Origin of the sequence: Saccharopolyspora aridisoli (assembly GCF_004348445.1) — a bacterium.
GTDB classification, from domain to species: Bacteria; Actinomycetota; Actinomycetes; order Mycobacteriales; family Pseudonocardiaceae; genus Saccharopolyspora; species Saccharopolyspora aridisoli.
The window spans coordinates 34,515-59,132 of record NZ_SMKV01000004.1 but is presented as its reverse complement, the minus strand read 5'-3'; the positions used below and the strand labels follow the sequence as shown (position 1 = coordinate 59,132).

At 68.2% G+C, this 24,618-nt stretch carries 21 protein-coding genes and 3 pseudogenes; 12 read left to right on the top strand and 12 right to left on the bottom strand.

Annotated features, from left to right (window positions below):
• The first annotated feature begins 14 nt into the window (after positions 1 to 14).
• Positions 15 to 1,007, top strand: a complete 993-nt coding sequence (locus E1161_RS04360) for a zinc-dependent alcohol dehydrogenase family protein (protein WP_132619818.1) — start codon at positions 15 to 17, stop codon at positions 1,005 to 1,007.
• Between the two features lie 520 nt (positions 1,008 to 1,527).
• Here the strand turns inward: E1161_RS04360 and E1161_RS04350 are convergent.
• Positions 1,528 to 2,802, bottom strand: coding sequence for an ATP-binding protein (locus E1161_RS04350; protein WP_132619816.1), 1,275 nt, complete (start codon positions 2,800 to 2,802; stop codon positions 1,528 to 1,530).
• Between the two features lie 181 nt (positions 2,803 to 2,983).
• Complete coding sequence (locus E1161_RS27900) at positions 2,984 to 3,406, bottom strand: zinc-binding dehydrogenase (protein WP_235874776.1); 423 nt, start codon at positions 3,404 to 3,406, stop codon at positions 2,984 to 2,986.
• 47 nt (positions 3,407 to 3,453) lie between these two features.
• On the opposite strand from E1161_RS27900, the pseudogene E1161_RS28625 reads away from it, so the two are divergent.
• Both E1161_RS28625 and E1161_RS27895 read left to right on the top strand, forming a co-directional pair.
• Positions 3,454 to 3,822 (top strand): annotated as a pseudogene (locus E1161_RS28625) (MFS transporter); the annotation flags it as partial.
• Between the two features lie 331 nt (positions 3,823 to 4,153).
• Positions 4,154 to 4,690, top strand: coding sequence for an MFS transporter (locus E1161_RS27895; protein WP_235874775.1), 537 nt, complete (start codon positions 4,154 to 4,156; stop codon positions 4,688 to 4,690).
• A gap of 122 nt (positions 4,691 to 4,812) precedes the next feature.
• On the opposite strand, the gene E1161_RS04340 is transcribed toward E1161_RS27895, so the two are convergent.
• Positions 4,813 to 5,592 carry a Rossmann-fold NAD(P)-binding domain-containing protein gene (locus E1161_RS04340; protein ID WP_235874774.1) on the bottom strand — a complete coding sequence of 260 codons (780 nt, stop codon included), beginning with the start codon at positions 5,590 to 5,592 and terminating at the stop codon, positions 4,813 to 4,815.
• Between the two features lie 629 nt (positions 5,593 to 6,221).
• Positions 6,222 to 6,386, bottom strand: a complete 165-nt coding sequence (locus E1161_RS27025; RefSeq protein WP_165939683.1) for a hypothetical protein — start codon at positions 6,384 to 6,386, stop codon at positions 6,222 to 6,224.
• A 1,177-nt stretch (positions 6,387 to 7,563) separates the two neighbouring features.
• Between E1161_RS27025 and ku the strand changes: the two genes are divergently transcribed.
• Positions 7,564 to 8,364, top strand: coding sequence for a non-homologous end joining protein Ku (gene ku, locus E1161_RS04335; protein WP_165939682.1), 801 nt, complete (start codon positions 7,564 to 7,566; stop codon positions 8,362 to 8,364).
• A gap of 703 nt (positions 8,365 to 9,067) precedes the next feature.
• On the opposite strand, the gene E1161_RS04325 is transcribed toward ku, so the two are convergent.
• The 3 genes from E1161_RS04325 to E1161_RS04320 form a co-directional block, all read right to left on the bottom strand.
• Entirely contained in the window at positions 9,068 to 10,183 is a 1,116-nt protein-coding gene (locus E1161_RS04325; RefSeq protein ID WP_235874773.1) for a YcaO-like family protein, read from the bottom strand.
• Positions 10,184 to 10,354: 171 nt separating this feature from the next.
• Positions 10,355 to 10,483: a hypothetical protein gene (locus E1161_RS28300; protein ID WP_268951366.1), complete on the bottom strand. Its 129-nt coding sequence runs from the start codon at positions 10,481 to 10,483 to the stop codon at positions 10,355 to 10,357.
• 458 nt (positions 10,484 to 10,941) lie between these two features.
• The gene (locus tag E1161_RS04320) at positions 10,942 to 11,850 is read right to left on the bottom strand and encodes a helix-turn-helix transcriptional regulator (protein WP_132619810.1); all 909 of its coding nucleotides are present in this window, start codon (positions 11,848 to 11,850) and stop codon (positions 10,942 to 10,944) included.
• A 133-nt stretch (positions 11,851 to 11,983) separates the two neighbouring features.
• On the opposite strand from E1161_RS04320, the gene E1161_RS04315 reads away from it, so the two are divergent.
• The 3 genes from E1161_RS04315 (at position 11,984) to E1161_RS04305 (ending at position 14,878) form a co-directional block, all read left to right on the top strand.
• Positions 11,984 to 12,886, top strand: coding sequence for an MBL fold metallo-hydrolase (locus E1161_RS04315; RefSeq protein WP_132619808.1), 903 nt, complete (start codon positions 11,984 to 11,986; stop codon positions 12,884 to 12,886).
• Positions 12,887 to 12,898: 12 nt separating this feature from the next.
• Positions 12,899 to 14,338 (top strand): carboxylesterase/lipase family protein, encoded by a 1,440-nt coding sequence (locus E1161_RS04310; RefSeq protein WP_132619806.1) that lies wholly within the window; start codon positions 12,899 to 12,901, stop codon positions 14,336 to 14,338.
• 225 nt (positions 14,339 to 14,563) lie between these two features.
• Complete coding sequence (locus E1161_RS04305; RefSeq protein WP_132619804.1) at positions 14,564 to 14,878, top strand: hypothetical protein; 315 nt, start codon at positions 14,564 to 14,566, stop codon at positions 14,876 to 14,878.
• Positions 14,879 to 15,106: 228 nt separating this feature from the next.
• Here E1161_RS04305 and E1161_RS04300 read toward each other — a convergent pair.
• A pseudogene (locus E1161_RS04300) lies at positions 15,107 to 15,552 on the bottom strand (single-stranded DNA-binding protein).
• A gap of 380 nt (positions 15,553 to 15,932) precedes the next feature.
• On the opposite strand from E1161_RS04300, the gene E1161_RS27530 reads away from it, so the two are divergent.
• The 5 genes and pseudogenes from E1161_RS27530 to E1161_RS04285 all read left to right on the top strand — a co-directional run bounded on the left by E1161_RS27530 (position 15,933) and on the right by E1161_RS04285 (position 17,746).
• On the top strand, positions 15,933 to 16,085 hold the full coding sequence (locus tag E1161_RS27530; protein WP_207920091.1) for a hypothetical protein: 153 nt from the start codon (positions 15,933 to 15,935) through the stop codon (positions 16,083 to 16,085).
• A 3-nt stretch (positions 16,086 to 16,088) separates the two neighbouring features.
• Positions 16,089 to 16,259, top strand: a pseudogene (locus E1161_RS28620) (cytochrome P450); the annotation flags it as partial.
• Positions 16,260 to 16,393: 134 nt separating this feature from the next.
• Positions 16,394 to 16,522: a hypothetical protein gene (locus E1161_RS28295; protein WP_268951365.1), complete on the top strand. Its 129-nt coding sequence runs from the start codon at positions 16,394 to 16,396 to the stop codon at positions 16,520 to 16,522.
• A gap of 80 nt (positions 16,523 to 16,602) precedes the next feature.
• Positions 16,603 to 17,496, top strand: coding sequence for an oxygenase MpaB family protein (locus tag E1161_RS04290; protein ID WP_132619802.1), 894 nt, complete (start codon positions 16,603 to 16,605; stop codon positions 17,494 to 17,496).
• A 52-nt stretch (positions 17,497 to 17,548) separates the two neighbouring features.
• Positions 17,549 to 17,746: a hypothetical protein gene (locus E1161_RS04285; RefSeq protein WP_132619800.1), complete on the top strand. Its 198-nt coding sequence runs from the start codon at positions 17,549 to 17,551 to the stop codon at positions 17,744 to 17,746.
• Positions 17,747 to 18,029: 283 nt separating this feature from the next.
• Here E1161_RS04285 and E1161_RS04280 read toward each other — a convergent pair whose 3' ends face one another.
• The 4 genes from E1161_RS04280 to E1161_RS04265 all read right to left on the bottom strand — a co-directional run bounded on the left by E1161_RS04280 (position 18,030) and on the right by E1161_RS04265 (position 24,601).
• Positions 18,030 to 19,139, bottom strand: a complete 1,110-nt coding sequence (locus E1161_RS04280) for a hypothetical protein (protein ID WP_132619798.1) — start codon at positions 19,137 to 19,139, stop codon at positions 18,030 to 18,032.
• A gap of 100 nt (positions 19,140 to 19,239) precedes the next feature.
• Positions 19,240 to 22,614 carry a DEAD/DEAH box helicase gene (locus E1161_RS04275; RefSeq protein WP_132619796.1) on the bottom strand — a complete coding sequence of 1,125 codons (3,375 nt, stop codon included), beginning with the start codon at positions 22,612 to 22,614 and terminating at the stop codon, positions 19,240 to 19,242.
• A gap of 635 nt (positions 22,615 to 23,249) precedes the next feature.
• On the bottom strand, positions 23,250 to 24,239 hold the full coding sequence (locus E1161_RS04270; protein WP_132619794.1) for a hypothetical protein: 990 nt from the start codon (positions 24,237 to 24,239) through the stop codon (positions 23,250 to 23,252).
• Positions 24,236 to 24,601 (bottom strand): nucleotide pyrophosphohydrolase, encoded by a 366-nt coding sequence (locus tag E1161_RS04265; protein ID WP_132619792.1) that lies wholly within the window; start codon positions 24,599 to 24,601, stop codon positions 24,236 to 24,238. The genes E1161_RS04270 and E1161_RS04265 overlap by 4 nt, the downstream gene beginning before the upstream one ends.
• Positions 24,602 to 24,618 lie beyond the last annotated feature (17 nt).

Below are 24,618 nucleotides of genomic sequence, written 5' to 3'. Positions count from 1 at the left end.
AAGGACAGTCAGCGATGTCCCGTGTCGCCCGCTTCCACCAGGTCGGCGGACCTGAGGTCCTCCGCATCGAGGAAGTCCCCACCCCGGAAGCAGGCCCGGGGGAGGTGCTGATCGAGACCAGGGCGCTCGGCCTCAACCGGGCGGAGCTGGAGTTCCGGGCAGGGCGCTACGGGCAACCGTCCCTGCCGTCCGGGATCGGGTTCGAGGCGGCGGGCGTGGTGCGCGCCGTCGGCGCCGAGGTCGAACACGTCGCGCCGGGAGCAGCGGTCAGCGTGCTCCCGGCGTTCGGCCCCGACAGCTACACCTTGCACGGCGACACCGTGCTCGCCCCCGCCCACGCCGTGGTCGAGCACCCGCCGAACCTGACCTGGGAACAGGCCGCGGCCGTGTGGATGAGCTACACCACCGCCTACGGAGGTCTCGTCGAGACCGCAGGGGTGACCGCCGGGGACGTGGTGCTGATCTCCGCCGCCTCGAGCAGCGTCGGCATCGCGGCGATCCAGCTCTGCGCCGCGCTCGGCGCCCGCCCGATCGCGCTCACCCGCACCGGCGGCAAGCGCAGCGCGCTCCGCGACGCCGGAGCCCCCGAGGTCATCGTGACCGAGGAGCAGGACGTCGTCGCGGAGGTGCAGCGGCTGACCGGTGGCCAAGGAGCCCGGGTAGCGTTCGACCCGGTCGGCGGCGCCGGCTTCACCACCCTGTCCGCCGCGCTGGCTCCCGGCGGGATCGCCATCGTCTACGGCACTCTCGCGGGGGAGATGACGCCGCTACCGGTCGGGGACGTGCTGGCCAAGGGCCTCACCGTCCGCGGCTACGCCCTGTTCGAGACCACCGACGATCCGGAGCGCCGCACCGCGGCGATCGAGTTCCTCCACGCGCACCTGGCCGACGGCACCCTCGTCCCGCACGTCGGCGCGACCTTCCCCTTCGAGCGAATCGCCGACGCCCACGCCCACATGGAGTCCACCACCCACCTCGGCAAGATCGTCCTCCACACCGACCCCTGACCCCGCCCGGGTTCGAGCACGGAACCCCAGTGCCATGCGGACGGGTACCGGCTGAAGGCGCTCGCGATCGACGACGAGGTCGCAAGATCGGCTGTAGAAAGTGGCCTCATGCTCTCCCATGTGTCCAATCTCGAGTTTGCTCGGGACACCGTGTTGGGGGGACATGCAGGGTTGCCTCGTGAGCTGCGGGAATGTGGAGCGGACACAGGGTGGGACAGGTGTTGATGGGTTTCCTGGGCCGTCTTCAAACCGGTCCTGGCTCGTACTCGGCGGGTGGTGGACGTAGGACACGGCCAGGTGTCTCGTGGTGGTACCAGCCGTGCGGTGCTCTCCACATTCAGGCGTAGCCGCTGATGCTCACAGATCCGCTGTTCGTTCGCGTTGCGGACGGAACCAGTCGTGCGGAGGTCGGTGACGACCGCCTTGGCGCTCGGCTCGCGACGCGACACCTCATCGACTTCGGAAATCGCCGGGTCGGCCTGGTCAGCGGGCACGGCTACGTCTTGGGCCGGCATCGCTGTCACAGGCGGGTGTGGTTGTCGATGTCCTGCTCGAAGTCGGCGATGGCCTCGGCGGTCAGCGTGGGTCGTGTGTCGGTGACCGCCCGCAGGTAGTCCTCGGTGGTGGCCATGGTGTTGTCGTCGTGCAGCACGTCGCGTTCGAACGCGGACTGGGCACCTTGGCGGGCGGCGAACTCGATATCAGCCGGTGTGAACAGGTCCGTGCGCTTCACCAGCACGTCCAGGTCGACGTTGTCGCGCGCCGGCCCGAGGTAGCGCGACCAAATCGCCCGCCTGGCTGGCTCGTCCGGCGGGCCGATCGGGATGATGTAGTCGAACCGGCCCGGCCGCAGGAACGCCGAGTCCAACGATCGCACCGAGTTGGTGGCGCACACCAACAGCCGGTGGTCGTGCTCGCGGAAGCCTGGGATCAACTTGAGTAGTTCGTTGGTCACGCCGTGCGCAGGACCGGCGGCGGGCGTGGAACGCGTGCCCGCGATCTCCTCCACCTCGTCGATGAACAGCACCAAGTCGTCGAGTTCCTCGAGCTCGGCGAACACCGCGCGCAGTGACGCCGCCAACCCGTCCGGGGACGCCCCGGCCAGCCGCGAGGGGAACAACTCGACGAACGGCCAGTTCAGGCGGGAGGCGATCGCCTTGGCGAAGCTGGTCTTGCCGGTGCCCGGCGGCCCGAACAGCACGATCGCCTTCGGCGGCAGCACGCCGTGCCGCTCGGCCTGCGCGGGGTGTGAGATCGGCAGCACCACGCGCCGCTCGATGATGTCCTTCTCCTGCGTCATTCCGGCCAGCGCGTCCCACCGGCCCGGCGGCAGCAACTGCCCGCCCAGCTCCTCGAGCACCCCGAACTCGGTCGGGTCGAGGTGCTCGACCTTCTCGAAGTAGGTCAGGTCGGTGCGGGGCCGGTAACCGGAGTTGACCATCGCCTTGAACCCGGCCGCGCCCTCCGGGACCAGGCTGGAGATGCGGTGCACGCCCTGACCGCGCAGCTTCTTCTCCAGTTCGTCCAGCAACGCGCTCCCGATGCCGCGGTTGCGCCAATGGGTGTCGAGGGCGAACAACGCCAGCCACGCACGTTCCCCTTCCACCTTCGCTGCCGCCATGCCGACCACGTCCTGCTCCACGACCGCCACCATCGCCGGGTGACCGGCCCGCGCCATCGACACCACCTCCGCTGCGGAGAACACCGGCTCACCGCCTTCGCGGCTCTTGTCCCAGATGTGGATCGCCTGGTCCAAATCGTCGTCGTGAAAATCACGTACGCGCCACAACGGCAAGGCGCACCTCCTGACCCAATCTCATCCACCCATGGGGAACAGCTCTCGTGAGCTGCGAAGTACCGAGAAAGCTAATGGCCGCGGCCACAGCGCGCAATGAACAGCGCGAACGCGGCGTGAGACCGAGCCGCCACATCCAGGACCGCAAGCGCGGCCGGTGGCCTGAGTGCCGTTCGCCGTGTCACCGCGTCGGGTCGACGAGCACTTTCATCTTCTCGCCACGGTGCAGCGCCTCGAAGCCCTCCTCCACGACGTTGCCGAGCGCGATCGTCTCGACCCAGCCCGTGGTGTCGTAATTGCCCTCATCCATCAAGGCGATGACCGCTTCGAATTCCGCGCCGGTGTAACAGAGCGAGCCCTGGACACGGGCTTCGTGCATGACCAGCTCTAGCAGTGGGGTTTCGAGCGGTGTCTCGTAGATTGCGACGGCCACCAGGGGGCGGCGGGAGCCGATCGACCCGAGCGCGGTGCGCACCGCTGGCGCAACCCCCGCCGTGTCGAAAGCCGCGTCGGCCATCGCCCCTTGGGTCTCATCGGCGACCAGCGCGGGCACGTCCACGGCCGCGGGGTCGACGGCGCGGCCACCGAGCCGCTCGATCGCCAAACGCAGCGACGGTCACCGCCGCGCTGGCCGCCACGCCGGGAGCCACTATGTGGATCCTGAGCTCGATGAGCACCGGCCTTGCGGTGAGCCTGCTGACCGCGGGCGCACTGGCCGACCAGTCCGGCCGTCGGCGGGTTTTCGAGCTCGGTGCGTGGGTCTTCGCGGCGGGCTCCATGGTGTGCGCCACCGCGGCCACGGCGACGCAATTCGTCATCGGGCGACTCGTCGAAGGTGTTGGTGCGGCCGGTCTGATTGCGACCGGTCTGGGACTCGTGGCCGCAGTGACCAGCGACGCCGGAGCCCGGTCGGTCTCTGCCAGTTGGTGGGGCGCCAGCATGGGGCTGGGCATCGCGCTCGGCCCGCTGCTGACCGGTGTGCTCGATTTCGCGGATCTGTGGCGCGCGCCGTACTGGCTGCTCGCCGCCGTCGGGGTGAGCATCGCCATCGCCGCGCGGTGGTGCTTTCCCGAGAAGGCGGTGATCCCGGGCAGGCGCCTGGACCTGCTTGGCGCTGCGTTGATGACCAGCGGGCTGGGACTGCTGCTGGTCGCACTGGTCGAAGGGCGCCAAGGTGGCCTCGCCTCAGCCCTGGTCTGTGCCGGTGTAGCGGTGGCTGCTTTGGTGGCTTTCGCCATCAGCCAACTCCGGAGCCGCTCGCCCATGGTGGAGCTCGCGCTGTTTCGCCGGGGAGATTTCGTGGCCGCCACGGTGGCGGCCACGGCCACCGGCGCCGGTGTGATCGCAACTGATGTCGTTCGCTTGCACGTTCCTGGTGACCAGCATGGGGATGAGCACCCTCGGGGCCAGCGCCACGCTCGCGCTCTGGTCCGGTACCAGCGCTGTCTCCGCCGTGCTCAGCCGTCGGCTGGCCGCGCGGCTGACGGGGACGGCGCAGTTGGCAATCGGCCTCGCGGTCACGGGTGCCGGTCTGCTGCTGCTCACCGGGCTCGAAACCGGTTCGACCATCGGGCGACTGGTGCCCGGCCGTCTTGTCGCAGGCGTCGCCACCGGCGTGCTCAATGCCGGTCTGGGACGGCAGGCGACTGCCACCGTCCCGCCCGACCGTGCCGCCGCAGGGGTCGGGCTGAACAACACCACCCGTTACGTCGGTGCCTCGATCGGGGTCACCGTCGTAGGTGTTCTCGCCTCTGCCCCAGGCGACGACATCGCCGCCCAGCTGTCCGGCTGGAATCACGTCGCCGTGCTCACCGGCATCCTCTCCCTCGCAGGAGCTGTCGCTGCGCCGGCGCTGTCTCGATGCGCACCCGGGCGCAGCCGAGGATGAAACCTGGTGCGGCCTAGCGACAATGGTGTCGCTGGTCGGGCATTGCGGAAGGCAACGAGCTCTGCCTCCTCGCCACGGCGGTCAACGACCTCCCCGAACCAGAACGCCCGACCAACGCCTGATCACTCCGGAGCGCCGGTCGTGAGGCGCTCGACCGCTTCCCACAGTTCGTGCTCGCGAGCTGGGTCGTAGGACTCGGTGGAGGAACGCGCCACGTGGCCGCGATCGACGTAGGAGCCGGTCGGGGCCCGCCTGGTGCCCAGAACGACGTCGGCGAGGTGACGGCCCGCGTCGTCGGGGCGCGTGGCGAACGGCGTGCGCGTCAGCAGTGGTAGGACGTGCCGCATCGCGAAGCGGGAGAGAGCGCCCGCGTTGCGGGCGAGGTCGGTGCCGGGAACGAACGCCGGGTTGAACGCGACGACGTCGACTCCCGCGGGCAGACGGCGCGCGTACTCGTGGACCAGGTGGATCACCGCCAGCTTGCTCGTTGCGTACGCGGTGCGCCCGGCCGCGGTCGTCTCCGGCGCGGCGAAGGCGCGCGGCCGAGCGAGGACGTCGGGCGACTTCCACACCGGAGCGGGCACGATGCCCAGGTTGTGCCTGAGATCGCCGAAGTGGACATCGCTTGCGGTGATCACGATCCGGCCGCCGGTGGTGATGCGGTCTTCGAGCGCCCGCACGAACACGTGGTTGCTGAGCACGTTGACCATGAACGTCGACTCGAACCCCTCGGGCCCCGCGGTGAGGTCGTCGGTGTGCTGGACGCCCGCGTTGCCGGCGAAGCAGCGCAACGGCGGCAGCTCGCGGCCCAGCCGCCCGCGGATCTCGGCAGCCGCCGAACGAGTGCTCTCCAGCGAGTTCAGATCCGCCTCGACGTGGGAGACGTCGTCCCCGATCGGCACATCAGCCGATGCGCGGGCGACGACCACGAGATGAGCGCCCGCCGATTCGCGCAGGATGCGCTCGGCAGCGACCGGCCGATCCCGCGACTCGCCCCGGTCATCACCACGGTGTGCTCCACGCGCACCCCCTCCGCCGATCGAACAGGTCTGCGCCCCACGGTAGTGATGAACCCTCTCAAGAGGGCGCGAGAAGAAGATTCCCCGCCAACAAATTCATCGGCGGACAATCCCAAGATGTGGGCGAAATGGGATCGAACCAGTGACCTCTTCGGTGTGAACGGAGCCGGGTACGTCTCTGGACTCTCACTGCGTTGCGCTGACCTGGTCGGTCGGTAACGTCATGTCCCCGTTCGTCTCAGCCGTCGCAACCCGTTTCGCGGCGTCTCGGGCACCGCTTGAGGCACGACGAAGAGAGCCCCTGGCGTACCTGCCGCATCTCGTGCTGAGTGGTCCGCCGGCGAGCGATACCGGATCAGCGTGCATGGCGGGCCACTCGGAGGTTTGGCAACGGCCGTCTGGCTCGGTCCGCAGGCTGGTTCCGCGGCTAGTTCAGGACAGGAGATGTGGTGTTTTGCGGCCCTGGACCAGTAGAAGGCCCTCGCGTTCGACCGCACGCCAGACGGCGCCCGCTACTCCACCGGAGCGGGAAGCACGCAGGTGGGACAGCGTTCCTGGATTCTGCGAAGCAGCTCGGCCAGCGTTTCCAGTGGTGGCCCGTAGGCGAGCGTGACCGCGACTTCACCGGCGATCCGGTAGCTCTCCTCGTTGCGCGTGTCGGTGAACCACCACGGCACGGGCGCGAGCGGGCCGAGCGCCTCGGAGGCTTGCTTCTGATTCCGGAGCGCCCAACGCCCGAGATCGGTGAGTTGCTCGCACCGTTGCTCCTCGGCGGTCGCCGTCCGCCCGTACTGCTCGCGGGAGACTTGGTCACCGTAATCCAGTGAGACTTGCTCCGAGTTACTCCCAGACCTCTCCGTGTGTCGGCGGGTAGGTGAGTTCTTCGGCTGCGAGATCGGTGAGATATGCCGCCCAACGATCCGAGCCCGGGTTGCCGGCAGCGCTGGCGGATCCGCCGGCGAGCTCGGTTCCGCGTTCGATTCCTTCCAACAGCCGCGCTCCAGTGATCGCGGTCCAGGTGCCCGGCTCGGCGTGGCCGTGATCGCGTTGTGCCTTCAGGACAGCCACGATCGCGTTCCAGCGCTGAAAGTTCGGCTCGAACTCCGAGGCCCGGCGATGGAGCAGTCGGACGAATGCGATGCGGTCGTCGAGAGGTATCCGTGCGAACTGGTCGATCGCATCGCCAGGTTTCAGCGCACTCTGCGGGCGCGGGTGACGGTGGCCGGGAAGCCTCCGCGACGGGGACGACGACGCTGATGGTAGCGACGATCGCCAGGCCCACAGTAGATAGCCGACGAAGCAACCGCGGGACGCGCATGATACCTCCGGGTTGGGGACCGAGAATTCCCGAGCACCCGACCCGATTGAGGTGTGTCGAGCCATATTAGGTGAATGGTTGAAATGTCGGTCCGATCGAGGTGCGAGAACATACCCGCTTTTCGGTGCCGCTTCTGATCACAGTCGAGGCCAGTGCTCTTGCAGCCGGAGGTGTTGGAGTCGTTGCGAGGTCGCGGGATCCCTGTTTGTGATTAGGCATCTTTCGGCCGAGCGCCCGCAAGGACCTATGGCCAAGTTCGTTTAGCGCTGACTGCCAATGACGCAATCTGTGGCAGGCAGAGTTTCGGCTCGGGTGCGAGTGGGCTGTTGTGATCGACCAGGCCGCTGGATGACTGGTACCGCCGATGGGCCTGCCTAGGGGCGGGTCATTGTCGATGGCATTGGACTGGCGGGCGGCCAGCGGCCTGGTCGTCCTTCCGCCGCACAGGCAGGCGGCCAGTTTCGGCAGAGGGGCCGTGGGGCGTGAAGGGGCAAAAGACTTTAAGCAGGCCTGTCGTCTGGGCGCAGGCTGGCGCTGTGAGAACGCTGTGGAACGGTGTGATCAGTTTCGGGCTGGTGGCGATCCCGGTGGGGTTGTCAGCCGCGACGGAGTCGCGCTCGATCAGCTTCCGGCAGGTGCACCGAGCTGACGGGGCCCGGGTGCGGCATGAGCGGGTCTGCACCGTGGAAGACCGCCGGGTGCCGTGGGAGGAGATCGCCAAGGGCTACGAGCTGCCCGACGGCCGGATGGTCGTGCTGTCCGAGGACGAGCTGGCGGAGTTGCCGCTGCCCAGTGCGCACACCATCGAGGTGGCCGAGTTCGTCCCGGCCGACGCGGTGTATCCGATCCTGTTCGACCGCTCCTACTTCCTGCAGCCCCACCAAGTCGCACTCAACGCGTACGGCCTGCTGCGCGACGCGATGACCGACACCGGGCACGTGGGGCTGGGGCGGGTGGCGATCCGGACTCGGGAGCGGTTGGCGCTGCTGCGGCCCTATGGGCCGGGGATCTGCCTGGTCACGCTGTTGTGGCCGGATGAGGTGCGGAAACCGGATTTCGGATGGCTCACCGACCAGGCTCCGCAGCCCCGCGAGCAGAAACAGCGGATGGCCGAACAGCTGGTGCTGTCGCTGTCGAGTACGACGTTCGACCCCAGCGGCTACCGGGACCACTCACGCGAGGCCCTGCAGGCGCTGATCGATGCCAAGCTCGCCCACCGCCAGATCGCCGTTCCGGAGCCCCGCACGCAGGAAGCCGCGGACCTCGAGGAAGCACTGCGGGTCAGCCTCGACCAAGCCCGCCAGACGCGCACTGGTGGGCAACGTGAGACCGGATAGACCGCAGGGGCGATCGGACGACGAAGCGCCCCGCGTCGCCTTGGTCAGGTGGCGCGGGGGCCCCCACGGGGTGCGGCACATGCTCGCCGCGCTAATCCCTGGTCCCGGACAACTACGGGCCGCACCAGCGTCCCGAAGTGCTGGCCTGGCGCCAGGCCCACGACGTTGAGTTGGTCTTCACCCCGACCAACGCTTCGTGGTCGAACTGGATCGAGTGCGAGTTCGCCGCCCTGCGGTACCTTGCCCTCAATGGCACCGACCACCGTAGCCACGACGAGCAGAACGGCTTGGACAGGCTGAACCGCCTGGTGAAGCCTCGTTTCTCGAGCGCACCGCGGTACCGGCGAGACCGGGGTAGGTCGAACTCGCTGGCACGGAACTCCGGCGAGGACTTCTGCCGTTCGCTCAGGGCAGTCCTGTTCTCGATCGACCGCAGAACCACAGTCCCATCAGGGGAGTGCTGGCCGGAACACGCCGTTCATGCCCGGCGGCACGCCCGGTGACCTCGTCAAGCAGTACACCCACCGGTCTGGGGTCACGGTGATCGGCATTTTGACGAGGACGTTGGCTGACTTTGCCGTCCCCGTACCGGGACGAGATTGCCACCCACGACTGTAAAGGGCTGCTGAAACCGCTCTCGAATCAGCCGGTTCGCGCGTGGATGGGGTCGAGGTACTTGGAAGGCGAGTCGACGGACGGGCCGTCATCGCCGAGCGTCACAGCACGTTCGGCCGCGGGGGCTGGGAAGAATGAGCGCCCCTTTGACTACGGCAAAAAACCGTTCCAGGCCTGGTACCACGGTGTGCACAGCGCTCACCTCGCCTGGCAGTACAGCTACGTGACGGCGGTAGGCGGTGAACCCTGCTGCGGCCAGACGGGCGAGAAGTTCGTCTAATTGCGCACGAGGGGCTTCGGGTGAGGGTCGGTCGAGGAACGCTGTGGTGTGCGTCTGTTGCAAGGCGTCGGTGAGGTCGAAGCGGGCGCAGCGGTGCAATGCCGGATAGGGCTTCAGCGGAGTCAGGGCAATGGGCGGGGGCGCTGCACGGGGCAGTTGGAATTCGAGGGGCTCGGTGATCGCGCCGGTGACGGCGTCGCGTGTGGCGAGCGCGGCAGCTTGGCCGCGGCGATAGGGGGTGCCATCACCGGGGGTGCAGTAGGCGAGGACGGTGGGGATACCCAGGTCGGTTGTGGCGTTAATGAGATGGACGGTGGCGTCGAGTTCACGCTGGGCTTGGGTATGAAGCAGGGCGAGGTCTTCCGGCAGGGTGTGCGGGTCGATGACGGTGGGCTGTCGACCCGATATGAAGGTGCGGAGAGTCAGAAGTGAGCAAGCGTCACGTTCCACCGTCTCCAGTAAGGCATGAACAGTGGCCTCGTCCTGGGTAGGTGCGAGGCCATAACCGGACTGCACGGAGTAACGGGACAGCCCCTGGTAATCGGCGCGGTCGCCGACGCGGTCCCGGTAAACGTGTCCGTCCTGACCCGCATACCACGGGGCGCCCAGGTAGAGCGGGATTGTCGCGTCGTCCTGGCCCGTGTGAAGTGCCTGGTATGCACAGCACGCGATTGCGCTGCCGGTGAGCTGCCTGAGCAGTGGCGCGCTCGCTTCTTGAGCCAGCACGCCGTCGGCGAGCTCTTCGGCGGCGATGAAACGCACGGCCGCACTGTCCAGGCTCGTCGGACCCGTGAGGAACCGCTCCAGTGCCTCGCCCAGTGCATAAAGGCGAGCTTCGGCCTGGTCTCGCCCCTTGCCGAGGCCACGGGCCCCCGAAGCGGGAGCTCCGGCCTCATCGAGCAGATCACATTCCGCCAGCGACACAGACCCCGCCCACAGTCGCCAGCGCGGCCGCAGGCCCAAGCTCAGGGCAGCCTGCTCGATGGCCGCGGTCGCTGGCCCAGCACCGCCGAGGGCCGGTGCGGAGAACTCCGACGGCGCCCCAGCCGGCCAGAGCCGGCGAGCGCCGCCGAGCTCCCCACCAGACGGCACCGCTTACGCGTCCTCGGGTGCCGAGTTCGTCGTGGTCGTCTCCAACTCGGCGGCGAGTGCTTCCTCGGTGGCCGTCAGCAGCGTGCCTTCCGGCTGCTGCGCTACCGCCATATCGCCGTTAACAGCACCCATAAAGCATCCCTCCATGGTCTCGGTGAGCATCTGAACGCGGCCGTGGATGCGCCGCCCCGCCACGGTATGGACAAGATTTACACGCGCACCACACCTGGAACGCAGACGCACCTGATCGGAGCATGGCCGCAAGTCCGAAACCCCCGGTGGTCCAGCGAACGGAAAGACGGCTGGCGAGCATGGGCCTGCAAGGGATGGCGAGAACGCAGGGCCTCCGGATGCCGGCCTGCCGGATACGTCGTCGGGCCCCGGTGCTACCGCAGGCAGCGAGTCTGGACCCGAATGCTGGGTAAGGCCGGGCGGAGGGTGAGGACCGGCGGCCGGGCGCCGGGGAAGCGGTGCCCGACCGCGGGGCGCGGGAGGCGGGCGTCGGTGGCCTGCCGACCCGAGCCTCTGCTCGGCTCTAGGTGTCCCCCATATCGGAGAACAGTCCGGGAGGGTGGTTCGCGGGTGTCTTGTCAGGCGTCGGCTGCGTCGCGAGCGGGAATCGGCTGTGCGTCACTGGCTTTCCCGCGGCGGTCCGCCGGAACGAGCTGGCGCAGCAGTTCTAGGGTGTCTGCGGAACCGGATGCCTCTTCGGTGGTGACCACGACGATGGACTGTTCCGGTGAGTGGTTGAGCTGGAGGCTCTGCTGGGTGATGGTGAGCTTGCCGACCAGCGGGTGGTGCAGCCGGAAGGAGTCGCCTTCGCAGGGTTTGACGCGGTGGTCGCCCCACATCGCGACGAACTCCGGGCACTTCACGGACAGCTCGCCGACCAGCGAGGCCAGCAATGCGTCGTCGGGGTGCCGGCCCGCCCTCAGCCGGAGGCTGGCCACCAGACCACGTGCTTTGCGGTCCCAGTCCAGGTAGAGCTCGCGGGTGTGCGGGTCCAGGAACAGCATCCGGACCAGGTTCGGGCGATCGCCCGGTCGCTCTGGTGCCATCGGGTCGATGTGCCCGGCCAGCAGCGCATGACCAAGAGGGTTCCACGCCAGCACGTCGGTGCGCCGCCCGACGACCAGCGCGGGCACACCTTCCAGCGACCGCAGCAGCTCGCGGGTGAGTCCGTTGACGCGCTCGACCGGTGGGCGCTTGCGTTGGCGCGGGCGCGAGGCGGCGAGTTCGCGCAGGTGAGCGCGCTCGTGGTCGTCCAGGCGCAGTGCCGTGGCCAGCGCGTCGAGCACTCCGTCGGAGGCGTTGACCGAGTGGTTCTGCTCGAGCCTCGTGTAGTACGAGACGCTGACGCCGGCCAGCTGGGCGAGCTCCTCGCGCCGCAGTCCGGCGACTCGGCGGTGTCCGGGCGGGGTGATCAGCCCGACATCTGCGGGTTGCAGGCGCGCCCGCCGGGATCGCAGGAACTCGCCGAGGTGTCCGGAACTGCCCATGCCCCCACTATGCCCTCGACGCCGACGACGAGCCTGACCCTGTCAGTGGTAGGCACGGCCGAGGCTGGTTCACCGGTCGCTCCGACGCGCAGATTGGGCGAGACCCGTTCATCGAGAACTTCCCGGAGCAACCATGCGAGAGATCGCGCTGGGTGATGTCACGATCACCCGAGTCGTCGAGTACTACGGATCGGTCGAGATGTCGCCCGCGGACTTCTTCCCCGACGTGCCGGAGCAGAGCTGGCGGGTCCACGAGCCGTGGCTGGTCCCGGACTTCATCGAGCCCGCCGCGAACGTGTGCGTGTGCGCCATCCAGACCTGGCTGCTGCGCAGCGGTGGAAAGACGATCCTGGTCGACACCGGTGTCGGCAACCACAAGCAGCGGCCGAACGCGCCGGTGTGGCACGGCCTCGAGACCGACTTCCTCGGCAACCTCGCGCGCGCCGGGGTCCAGCCCGAGGACGTCGACCTGGTGGTCAACACCCATCTGCACGTCGACCACGTCGGTTGGAACACCCGGCTGCAGGACGGAAACTGGGTGCCCACCTTCCCCAACGCCACCTACCTGGTGCCGCGCGCGGACTTCGACTTCTGGAACCCCGCCGACGGTCACGACCCCGCACTGGGCAGCGGCAGCGAGAACGTCTTCGCCGACAGCGTCGCCCCGGTGTTCCAAGCCGGGCAGACCCTGCTGTGGGAGGACGAGCACGTCATCGACGACGACCTGCGCCTGTTCCTCGCACCGGGGCACACCCCTGGATCCTCCGTGCTGAGCGTGGAGTCCGGCACCGACCGGGCGCTGCTGGTCGGAGATTTGCTGCACACCGCTGCGCAATTCGTCGAGCCCGACGCCAACAGCTGCTTCTGCGAGAACCCGGTCGCGGCCCGGTCCACCCGCCGCCGGCTGCTGAGCCAGGCCGCTGACACCAACACCCTGGTGCTGCCCGCGCACCTCGGCGGGCACGGCGGCGCCGAAGTCGTGCGCGATGGCGAGAAGTTCGCCATCAAGGCGTGGGCACCGTTCGACCGGATCTGACAGGAGCACCCGATGTCCGATTTCACCGTGACCACCACCGGGGGAGCGGTCCGCGGCAGCACCAGCGGCGGTGTGCGGCGCTTCCTGGACATCCCGTACGCCGCGCCGCCGCGCGGCAGCGGCCGGTTCGCAGCTCCGGAACCGCATCGCGGCTGGCCGGGGGTTCGCGACGCGACCCGGCCCGGGCCCACCGCGCCGCAACCGCGCCGGGACGGGTTCGCCACCCTGGACATGTCGCCGTTCTTCGGGCCCGGCTGGGTCCGCGGCGAGGACTTCCTCACGGTCAACGTCTGGTCACCGCAGCACGCTGAGCGCCGCCCGGTGATGGTGTTCGTGCACGGCGGCGGGTTCGTCTCCGGCTCGAACCGCTCACCGCTCTACGACGGCACCGCCTTCGCCCGCGACGGCGTGGTCCTGGTGACGCTCAACTACCGGCTGGGAATCCCGGGATTCCTGGATGTGCCCGGGGCGCCGCGCAATCGGGGCCTGCTTGATGTCATCGCCGCTTTGCGGTGGGTGCAGGACAACGCCGAAGCCTTCGGGGGTGACTCAGGCAATGTCACGTTGGTCGGCCAGTCCGCCGGTGCCACGCTCGTCGCGGCGCTGCTGGCCACTGACGAGGCCACCGGGCTGTTCCGCCGCGCGATCGTGCAGAGCGGCAGCGGGACCGGCGCGTTCTCGCCCAACCAGGCTGCGGTGGTGACCCGCGCAGCGGCCTCCGCGCTCGGCGTCGAACCGACGGCAGCGGGTTTCAGCGCGGTCCCCGATGAGCGGCTCGTCGATGTCATGCCCGGGCTCACCGGCCTGAACCTGCACACAGAGGGTGAGTTCGACCCGCTGGTCGGTCTCACCCCGTTCGACGTGGTGCTGGAGCGCCAGCCGGCCGAGAGCGACGTGGCCGAGGTGGACCTGCTGGTGGGGTCCAACGCCGAGGAGGGCAACCTCTACCTCGCTCCGCAGGGCGACCTGGCGACGTCGACCGCCGAGGACGTGCGGGATCTGGCCGCACGCGTGCACCGGGACCCGGACGCGCTCGTCGCGGCCTACCGGGCGCAGCGCCCGGGTGCCGGTCACGGGCAGCTGCGGGCCGCGATCCTCGGTGACGCCATGTTCACCGCCGGTGGCCGCAAGCTGGCCGAAGCCCACGGCAACGCGCACGTCTACGAGTTCGCCTGGCGTTCCACCGCTGTGGGTGGTCGGCTCGGCGCGGCGCATTCGGTCGAGCTCCCGTTCGTTTTCGACCTGCTCGACCTCCCGATGTTGCAGGGACCGCAGGCGCTGCTAGGTGCGGGTGAACCGCCGGCGGTGTTGGCGACGGAGATGCACGGGGCGTGGGTGTCTTTCGCGACCACCGGCGATCCCGGCTGGCCGCGGTTCGGCGCGCAGCGCACGGTCCGGCGCTTCGACGCGGTGTCGGAGACCACCACCTCCGGCGACCTGTCGATGTGGTGACCCGGCCGTGAACCCTTCCGCCCCGCAGACGAGCGGGGTGGAAGGGCGCCTATGTTGCGAATCCGCTGTCGGCTGGTCAGTGCGAGCCGAACATCTCGGGTCGATCGAGGATGGCAGCGGCGTCGAGCCCGCGCTCGTCGAGGACGGCGGCCAGGGCGAGTTGCTCCAGGTGCAGGACGGGTTGGGGGACGGTGTTTTCGAACCAGTGGGTGAAGGATTCGCTGAGTGGGCCGGGTCGCCGTCGTCGGTGGCGCCGGTGATCACGGCGTGTCCGTGGATCGCCGGGACGAAGCCGGGAATGTTGAGCAGGCCCTGCGTGTAGTTGCGGGCACGGTCGCTGGTCGCGTAGTCGCCGGTGGCGATGTTGTCGAGCACTTGGGTGATGAGCCAGGTGGCACCGGAGTTGAACTCGCCGGTGTGCTGGCTGTTCTCCCCGACCCAGATGAGCATGTCCAGCGTGTAGCGGACGCGTTCGATGAGCGGGTCGCCGACCCGCTGGCGGATGTCCGCTTGGGGCTGGTGGCGGGGGAATCTCGATGATGCCGGCGCCCTCGGCGGTGAGCAGGATTGCGGGCATCGTCTCGGGCGTGGGTGTGTCCCATCGGGGTCGGTCTGCGGGGTGGCGTGCCAGGTAGCGGCATCGGGGTGCTGGGTCATGACGGACTTTCCTCCTTCAGCTGTGTGGTGCGGTATCAGGCAACGGTGAGACCAAAAGTGAGGGCGGGCGCCGTCCGTGGTTGGACGGCACCCACCCCGCTGGGATGGTGATCAGAAGGGCGCGTCGTCGGCGCCGGTGTCGGCGGGCGGGGCGCCCCACGGGTCGTCGGCCGGGGGCTCGTCGGTGGTGTTGCGGGTGGCCTTGCGGACGGTGGCGGTGGCGTAGCGCAGCGCTGGGCCGATCTCGGTGACGTCGAGCTCGGAGACGGTGCGCTGTCGCCCTCGCGGGTTTCGAAGCTGCGCTGCTTCAACCGGCCCTGCACGATCACGCGGGTGCCCTTGGTGAGGCTTTCGGCGACGTGGTCGCCCAGCTGTCGCCAGGCGTTGCAGCGCAGGAACAGCGACTCGCCGTCCTTCCACTCCCCGCTGTGCCGATCGAAGAACCGCGGGTTGTTGGCGATGGTGAAGTTCGCGACCGCCGCGCCCGAGTTGGTGAACTTGAGCTCGGGGTTGGCGGTCAGGTTGCCGGCGAGGGTGATTTCGGTTTCTCCAGCCACAACGGCCTCCTCCTCTAGCGGAATCCAGTACCGACGTCGACATCCCCTGGCCTCAAGCACCAGGGGTGCTGGGTGCGTGGTGTGGGGGTGTCGATCTGCGACCGCGTGATCAGGACGGGGTGGCTGGTGCAGGGGTGTGCGCAGCACATCGCCCAGCGACGCCGAAAGGCGTCCTTGGGGCAGCCGGTCCGCTCTGATCTGATTCGCCTCAGATCGACGGACCCACACCCCGCGATCGCGATGGTGGACGGCTTCGCCACGCCTGGGCCCCGGCATTGGCGGGCGCGTCGGGCGCGCGGCCGCCGCGAAGCCTGGTTGAGCGGGCTGGTCAACGCGGTCCGGTCCGGCCGGATCGAGGCGTCTTCCAGTCCGCGCTCGACGTGGCATCGCGCCATCGCGACGCCGACGGGCGGGAGCTGACGCCCCAGCTCGCCGACGTCGAGCTGCTCAACATCATCCGCCCGGCCGCAGCGGTGAGCTGGTTCGTCACCCATGCCGCGCACGCTCTGCACCGCTGGCCGCACCACCGCTAGCGGCTGGCCCACGGCGACGACGAGTTCGCCGAGTCCTTCGCGCACGAGGTCCGTCGTTTCTACCCGTTCGCACCGTTCATCGGTGAGATCGCGGTGCAGGACCTGGCATGGCGCGGCGAACCGATCCCGAAGGGCGCGATGGTCCTGCTCGACCTGTGGAGGCACAACCACGACCTGGAGCTGTGGGAGGAGCCGTTCGCGTTCCGGCCCGACCGGTTCGCCCGGCCGCGACATCGGGCCGTTCGAACTCGTACCAGGGAGCGGGCGATCCCACGACCCATCATCGCTGCCCGGGCGAGCCGACCGCGGTGGCGATCCTGGCGACCTTGTCGGTGCGGCTGGCGCGGTTGGACTACCAGGTCCCGCAGCAAGACCTCACGATCTCGCTGCGCAGGATCCCCGCACACCCGAGGAGCGGCTTCGTCCTCACGCCCTGAGCCGTCGGCCTGCTGGGTCGCCAACCCCGATCCGCTCGCGCCCCTGGCCTCCAGGCCGGTGGGAGGTCCATGCTGGTTCCGTGACGTCGGAGAAGGTGCTGGGTCCGCTGACGTTGCTGCGGCAGCGTTGGGGAGCCGCGCTGTTCGAACGCGTCGCCGGCTCCGACGGTCCGGCCAAGCGGGCCCGCATCCACGGCCTGCCGGGCCCGCGCTGGTTCTCCGAGGACCGGCCGATCCGCCGGGTGCACGCCGATGCCGCCATGTTCGTCGGCGGGCTGCGGGCGCTGCTGCTGCAATCGCTGCACCCGCTGGCCATGGCGGCCGTGGCCGCGCACTCCGGGTACCGGGGAGATCCGTGGGGGCGCCTGCAACGCACGAGCACCTTCCTCGCGGTGACGACCTTCGGCACCGCCTCCGACGCGCAGGACGCGGTGGCCACCGTGCGCCGCGTGCACCAGAAGGTGCGCGGCTCGATCCGCGATGGGCGGACCTACCGCGCCAGCGACCCGCACCTGCTGGGCTGGGTCCACGTCGCCGAGGTGGACAGCTTCCTGCGATGCCACCAGCACTACGGAGCGGTGCCGCTGGACGACGACGCCTGCGACGCCTACATCGACGACATGGCGCGCATCGGCACCGCACTCGGCGTCGTCGATCCACCGCGCGACCGCGCCGAGCTGGCCGCACGGCTCGTGGCCTACCGACCGGAACTGCAGGGCACGCCCGAAGCTCGGGCGGCCGCTCGTTTCCTGTTGCTCGATCCGCCGGTGCCGGTGGTCGCCCGGGTCCCCTACGCCTTCCTGGCCTCCGCGGCGGTGGCAGAACTGCCCCTGTGGGCGCGGTGGCCGCTGCGCCTGCCCTACCTACCGGTCACCGAGGCGACGGCGGTCCGCCTCGGCGGGCACGGCATCGTGGGCGCGATCCGCTGGGCGATGACGGCCCCTGCGCAGGCCGACGGCCCGATCCGGAGCTGAGCAGGCTCGCGGCGGTGCTGTCCCCGATCGCGCTACCGCCGAGGTCTCCTCGGTGGACGGCGAGCAGATCGAGTCGCATCGGTGTTGCGGTGTTTCTGGCATCGTCGGCGATCGCATTCGCACCGATTCAGTGAGCTGGGCTGGGATTGCGGAGGAAGCGCGGTTCGATGCGCGCCGTGGGGAAGCACCCGTGCCAATGCATCATATGATCTACAACACGCGCAACAATTACCCCAGGTCAAAAACTTGACCTGGGGTTGATGCTGTGTCCGAGGGGCGACTTGCGCACTAACCACACGGCTTCAGCTTCCCGAAACAGCTTGAAGCAGGGGGCTTTTTGCTGTCCCGGGTGTCCCAGCTCTAGTCCATCTGGGACACCCGGACGGGACAGGTCGTCGGGTCTTCTGAACTGCAGGAACAGGGGTTGGGTGCGTGGTGGGACGGGTGTTGCTGGGTGTCCCGATGTGTCCCTGAACCGGCTGCACGATCTCAATCGGTGCACTGGTGCCGGCGGCCATGCCGTGGCCGCGCGTCTACAGCCGAAGAAGATCCCAGCCGGTTGCTCCGTACGGGTCGTGGACGACGACAATGCGGCCGCCGATAGCGACGGTGGGGCGGGTGGCCAACCATCCGTCGCTGTAACGTTCGTAGCGGGTTTGCATTTCGGGCATGATGTCTGCGGTCTCCGAGGGCCTGAGCTGCTCGTTGAGCACTCCCAGGAATAGCCTTCCCGGTCCGCGGCGAAACAGGTCAGTGGGCACCCAGCCTCCCCGTAGGTCCCGCCCCGCAAACCCGACCGAGTCTTCCTCTTCGGCTGAGTGGAAGAGCTCGGATTCAAGCCGGTGTAGCTCCTGAGCCGCCATGGTGAAGGTGCCCTCCGGTCCGCTGTTACGATGACGGACTTCGTTCGACTCCTCCGGCCACCACGGTGTGAGGAACGATGACAGGCTGTTCACGTTGGGATTCGTTGTTCCCGACCACGTCTCGGATGTGAACGGCGTGAAGGCGCGCCCTCCCGGATCACGTGGCACGAAGAGATCGACAACGGTTTCATTGTCGGTGAAATATGCCCAGGTCATCAACAGCGGGGTGCCGGTGCTTGCGCTCCAGGGCAGCAAGCTTTCGAGTCGTTGGTACTGCTTCGAGGTGACCAAGCGATGCGGGTTGTTCGATCGGCCCCGTGCTTCGCCCGCGAGCATGCGTTTCAAGCCGAAGTCGAACAGCAGGTCTGGCCGCGATCCGTTCCCGCTCCTGTACTGCTTTGCCAGCGCTCCATTGATCACGTCGACGTTGTGGACGGGGCCGTGTCCCGTACTCCAATTCCAGCATGCTTGGACTACTGCGGTGAGCACGCCAAGCCCGCCGGACTCGCTGACGAAACGTTGGATGTGGTGTGCGCTCGAACTGAACTCGGTCCTGCGGAGTCTGATCGCGTTGGCCTCGTCCGCAAGGAACGAGGTCAACAGTTGAAGCTCGCTTCGCCTTGTCCGGTAGTCGAGTTTGGCGCTCTTCAGCGGGGTGGCCAGGGCGTTTGTCTTGATCACTGAGGCGAGGTTCACCGGGATCAGGAAATCTTTGCCGACCTGTGTAGGAGTCCCCTTCAACTTCGGGGACCGACTGCCGGTCGCCTCGTACTCGAACACACGTAACCTGGCTGATCCCATGCTCGCCTTGATCTCCCTCGTGCTGGTGTCAGATGTTTCGATCAAGCGGCCGCGGCGACGCCACCTGTGCGCGAGCGCCTCACCGCCACTCGTGAGCGGGGAGCGATGCCGCGAGCCGATCGAAGAAGCGGAGATCCTTCCAGAGCTGTCGATTGCCGACGACGTAAAACCGTCGTTTGGCCCTGGAGACCGCTACGTTGAGCAGGTTCGGGCGTTCGGCCGCCCACTGCCGCGCGCCGGAACTCTTCGGGGCGCTCCCCAGCACGAGGACGATGACGTCGGATTCCTTGCCCTGCACGGTGTGCACGGTCCCCACGTTGCGCTTCGCGAACTCAGAGCCGACGTGCGCGCTGAGCCGGCTCTTGGCTCCTCTGACGACGTCGCGGAACGGGCTGATCACCCGGACGTCATCCAGGTTGACTTCCTGCGCCACCAGTTGCTCGAAGAGAGCGGTAAGCGCGTTTCCCTCATCGCCAACCCAATGGCCGGTGGAGATCTGACTTCGGACGTCGATCCAGCGGTTCTCGTCCGGGAACTGGCCAGTGTGCTGGGTTCCGTAAACCATGAGCGTTCCACCGTAGGCGATGTCGTTTGACACTTCGAACATCGGCCGGTCGCAACGTCGGTGGACGCGCAGCGGAGCGCCTACCCAGACCTGCTCGTCGCTGTCCTGGAGCTGCAGCGCGGTCCCGTGACGGGTGAGCCTGTCGGCCACGCCCTGAGCCGAGGTCGTCTCCGGAGTCCATTGCTCGTCGACCTGGTGATGACGGCGCAGCGCGTGTTGTGCTGAGGTCGGCAGTGTCACGATCGGCTCCAGCTGCTGCGGATCTCCCACCACGACCGCCCGTTGGCAGCGCCACAGACCGCCGACCACCTGCTGGGGGGTGGCCTGGCCTGCTTCGTCGACGAGGAGCCAGCCCAGGCTCTCGCGGCCGAGGCCGGTGAACAAGCGAGGCAGTGAGGCGAACGTCGTCGAGATCATCGGCACGACCAGGAACAAGGACTGCCAGGCGGCCAACCTCGCGGCTGAGGAGGGCTTGGCGTTGCCCTGCAGGATCTCGGTCATGACGCTCAGGTTGCTGCGGATCCGGTTGCTGGAGTGCAAGATGAAGGCGCGGTGCAATCGCAACGCCTTCAGGAACAGCCGGTTTCGGGCCGTGACGTACTCCTCGTCGGACCACGGCGCGCACTTCTGGAACTCGTCGTCGTCAGAGAAATCATCGGGGATCGGCACACGACCCGGCCATCGGTCACGCGCCTGAGTCACCTGGCCCTGAGCCAGGTCGAGCTCGTACGAGACCGCGGCGCGTGCGTCCTCCGCCTTCTGCAGCTCGGTCAGTTTCGCGCTCAGCCGCTGCTGGAGTTCTTCCTGCGTCCCTTCGGTGTCGCGGAGCTTCTTCTTGGCTGCATCCCGCGCCTCCTCGAGACGCTCGTGCTTGGCCTGCCACTCACGCGGTGCCCGGAACCACGTGGCCAACGCGACCCACAATCCCGGCCGGTGGCGGAGGTGGCTCTCGTAGTCGTCGTCGGCGTCGCGGAACACCCGGTCGGCACGCCTCACCTCGGCGTCGCTGGTGGCCAAGTCCTTTCTCACGAGGGCGCACAACGCGTCGGCGTCGGCGAACGCCCTCTTGGCCTCATCCCAGCGCCGACGGCACTTGCTTTCCGCGGTGATCGCGTCAGCGGCGTGCTGCCGCGCCTCGGCGAGGCGCTCCACTTCCTCGCGGGCACGGCGAAACTCGGCGACTGCGGTGTCCCAGTCATCGACCGCGTCGGGATCGTGGGCGGCTTCCTTGAGCAGCTGATACATGCCCACGGCGCCCGATGGGTCGGCGTCCTGGGAATCCTCGTTCTGCGAGGTCCTGTAGTTGCCCCACCAGAAGCGCTTGGCGAAGGTGTTGCGGTACTTGAGATTGCCGAGCGTTGCCGCGACCAACCCCCACGCCTCGGCGTCGAGGACGTGCGAGGCCAGGTCGGTGAAGTAGTCGGCGTCGAGTGCTTCGTCGGTGTATCCGCGCACGGCGTCGATCCCGGGCATCTCAGCGGTCACGTTCTTCGCCGCGTCGTTGGTGGCAGTGGCGAGGACGATCTCGAAGCCGCTCAACGCGCAGGACACGCCGTAGACCGGCGTGGGGATCTTCTTCGGCCCGACCGGAACGAGTTCGAGCCGCTCGGTGAAACCCTCCGACGGGGACGCGAGTTCGGCGAGCCGGTCCGCCCGCTCGAGGACGATCGCGGAGAGCACGTCGCGCAGCAACGTGGTCTTGCCCGTGCCCGGCGGACCGTTCACCGAGAACAGCCCTGCGTCGTCCTTGAGCTCGCGGACGACGCGGTTGACGGCGAACTGCTGACTGAGCACGAGCGGCTTGCCCGGGTCGCCGGGCCACCGCGCGGCCGGGACGTGCTGAGGTTCGACACCGGTGATCACCGCGTCCGGGTGCGCCCGGACGTCGACCCGGCGCGCGGTGTCGAGCGCGCTCTCGTCGGTCAGGTAGTTCCGCAAAGCGGCGCCCACGTCGTCCCTGGCCACCGCGTCCGCGACGTGGCTGAGGTCGTTGGCGATGTGGCTGTTGAGGAAGTCCTGATCGGCGGAGTCGTCGCGGATCGGTATTGCACGGCACCGGACGCGCACCCCGGTGGCGTTGAGAGAGTCGCGCACGCCTAGCGCCGCGGCCATCTCGGCGACGAAATCGTGCAGTGCCGAGGCGGTGACGAGAAGGCGAGGTGCGCTCGGTTGCGCGGTGGTGGTCTCGGAAGCAGTATCGTCGTTTTCAGCGTCGCTCGGGCCGAGCACGCTCTCGGTGAAGGCCCCCGCAGCGGCACCGGCGACACCGCCGAGAACCGGGCCCACCGCGGTCTCCGTCGCTGTTTTGACAGCCGTGCCGGCAGCTTCGGCTCCGGCGCTCCACGCATCGATGCCCGCGGACTTCAAGCGGTCGCCGAAGGCGCGCACGACTCGATCGAACGGGCCGGAAGTCCTCGTGCCGTTCTGTTCCTCGTCGGTGGAGGAGCGACGTTCCGGCGGCACCAGCTTGTCCATCGCCTCGGCGAATGCCCGCTCCTCCTCGTCGAACCCGTCGAGGGTGTTGGGATCCAGCCTGGAGGAGGTCAGCTTCCCCAGTGTCCAAGCGCAGGCCGACAGGGTCGCGCCGTTCTCGATCAGGCACCCATCGGCGTCGATCGTGAGCGCGAACAGGGCGGTGCGCCCGTCGCTCGGTCGTTCCTCCCTCGTGTCCTGCCCGAACGCCTCCACCAGCGCCTCGGCAACGGCCGATCGGGAGTACAGGCCGCCGTAGACGGTGAACTGCCACGTGTACCGAGGCGGGATCGGTTCGTCGAGGAGCGGGTGCCCCGACTCCCAAGGGGCGAGTTCCCCCGCGTCCAGGTCGAAGATCTGCTCGTGGGCACCGCGGCGGTAGGGTTTCTTCTTCGGCACGTCTTGCGGACTGAGCATCTCGACGCTTCGCCAGAACCGGACGATGTTCGCAGACCGGTTGTCACTCACAGAATTCCCCCAGTGCCGTCGCGCAGTGTGTTCATGTGATTACCGCTCGGAGCAAGGGGCACTGTAGAACATGATCGGCTTCCCGTGGGCTGCAAGCGCGAGATCTCGTCGTCCGCCGTCACCACACGGGGCGTGGGAGGTCCTCCGGTAGAAAACCTGCCCGGAGAATTGCGCTTCGCTGATGGTGCTGGCCGGCGAGTCCGGGCCTGATGGGCAACGAGCGGGAACGCTACGGGTGCTGTGCTCTCAGCGCCGAAGGCCGCGCTGCTGTCGCTGGCCCGCACCCTCGCTGCCGATCTCGGCCCCGATGGGGTCTGACTCGCGAGGGCGCGAGCCAACCGGGATTCGTGGCGACGGAAACTGGAGGGTGTCGTGCGGCGTGATCGGGACACCGACGCTGAGCTGACTTCTGCCGGTTGGCTGGTGGTCAGAGTGTGGGGGCACGAGGAACCGGTGGCTGCGGCGGGACCGGATCACCGAGCTTGCTCGCGACCGACGCTGAAGACGATGGTCGGCGAATCCTGATCGGGTTGGTTTCCATCCGCGTCGCTCTGCTGGTGTGCGTTGAGGGAGACTCGTTCCTACTAGGCGCCGTCGTGGGGTTTGATGAAGGTGTGCCGGCGGTGCCAGTCGAAGTAGGGCTCGCGCTGCGGGGTCCACCAGGTGGTGGTGCGGCCGTCGAGCCGGTCCTTGACGAACTGCTCGACGGCCGGGGTGGCGTTGATGGTGTCGCTGATGATGATCGTGCCGTCGTTGTCGACTGCGATGAAGCCGTGTTCGAAGAGGCTGTCGCAGCCGAGGACGCAGGCGAGCATGCCGACGTTGTCGAAGTCCTTGCGCTCGTCCTCGCTGCACATGGCGCGTTTCTTGATGTGGGCTCCGACGAGGAACGCGGGCGGTAGGTGGTTGCCGCAGAGCGCGCAGCTGCCGTCGGACAGTTCGACGAGACGTTGCTTGAACGCGGTGTGTTCGCGGCGCCAGCTGCTCGTTCGGGTTCCGTCGGTCGGGCCGTCGGGGGCGGTGTTCGACCGCGTGGTCTCGTCGCTCTGGGCGGCGGGGGTGGTCAGCGCGTCGAGGTTGACCAGTTCGGCGAGCCTGTCGGCTTTGTCGCCGTCGTAGACGGTGAAGCCTTGGACGAAGGCGTTGTCGTTCCAGTCCAGCGCGCTGCGGACCTCTTCGATGGGGACGGAGATGTGGCGGAGGTTGGTGAGGGCGAACATGAGTTCCCAGGTCAGCCCATCCTGGTTCCGGCCCCATAGGCGGTCGGCCAGGGCGGCGTTGCGGAAGGTGAGGACGATGTGGCCCGCGAGGTAGAGGTGCTTCTTGCCGTAGAAGAAGACGGCGTCGCCCGGCTCGAGACGTTGCCACTTGGTGACGTTCACGTCGTTGCGGCCGCGAGTCGCTCCCCAGAACTGTGCCGTGTGCTGGGGGAATTCGGCGCCCAGTGTTGTGAGAACGCGCGAGGGGACGACGTCGACGTGCTTGGAGAAGGGAACCCTGCTGTCGATGGTGTCGCGGTAGTGCTGGGCGACGTCGCGATCGTTGAGCGCTGCCGGCTGGAGCGCGATCCTCACAGGTCCTCCTGTCCGAGCTGGTCGTACTTGCGCGCGGTGCCCTTGGCCAGCTCTACCGGGTACTTGGTCGCGTTCAAGGTCATCTTCTCATCGAGCGCGGCCATGAGGTCGATTTCGAGCACATCGGCCAACCGGAGCAGGTAGGCCAGCACGTCAGCCAGCTCGTGCCGCACCTTCTCACCGGTGGCCGGGTCCGCCATGATCTGCGAAGACTGCTCTGGAGTGAGCCATTGGAAGAGCTCGAGGAGCTCACCTGCTTCGCCGGCCAAGGCCATGGCGAGGTTCTTGGGCGTGTGGAACTGCTGCCAGTCGCGTTCATCGGCGAAGTCCCGCAGGCGTCGCTGGAAGTCCTCAAGTGTCACACCGGCCAACCTTACGA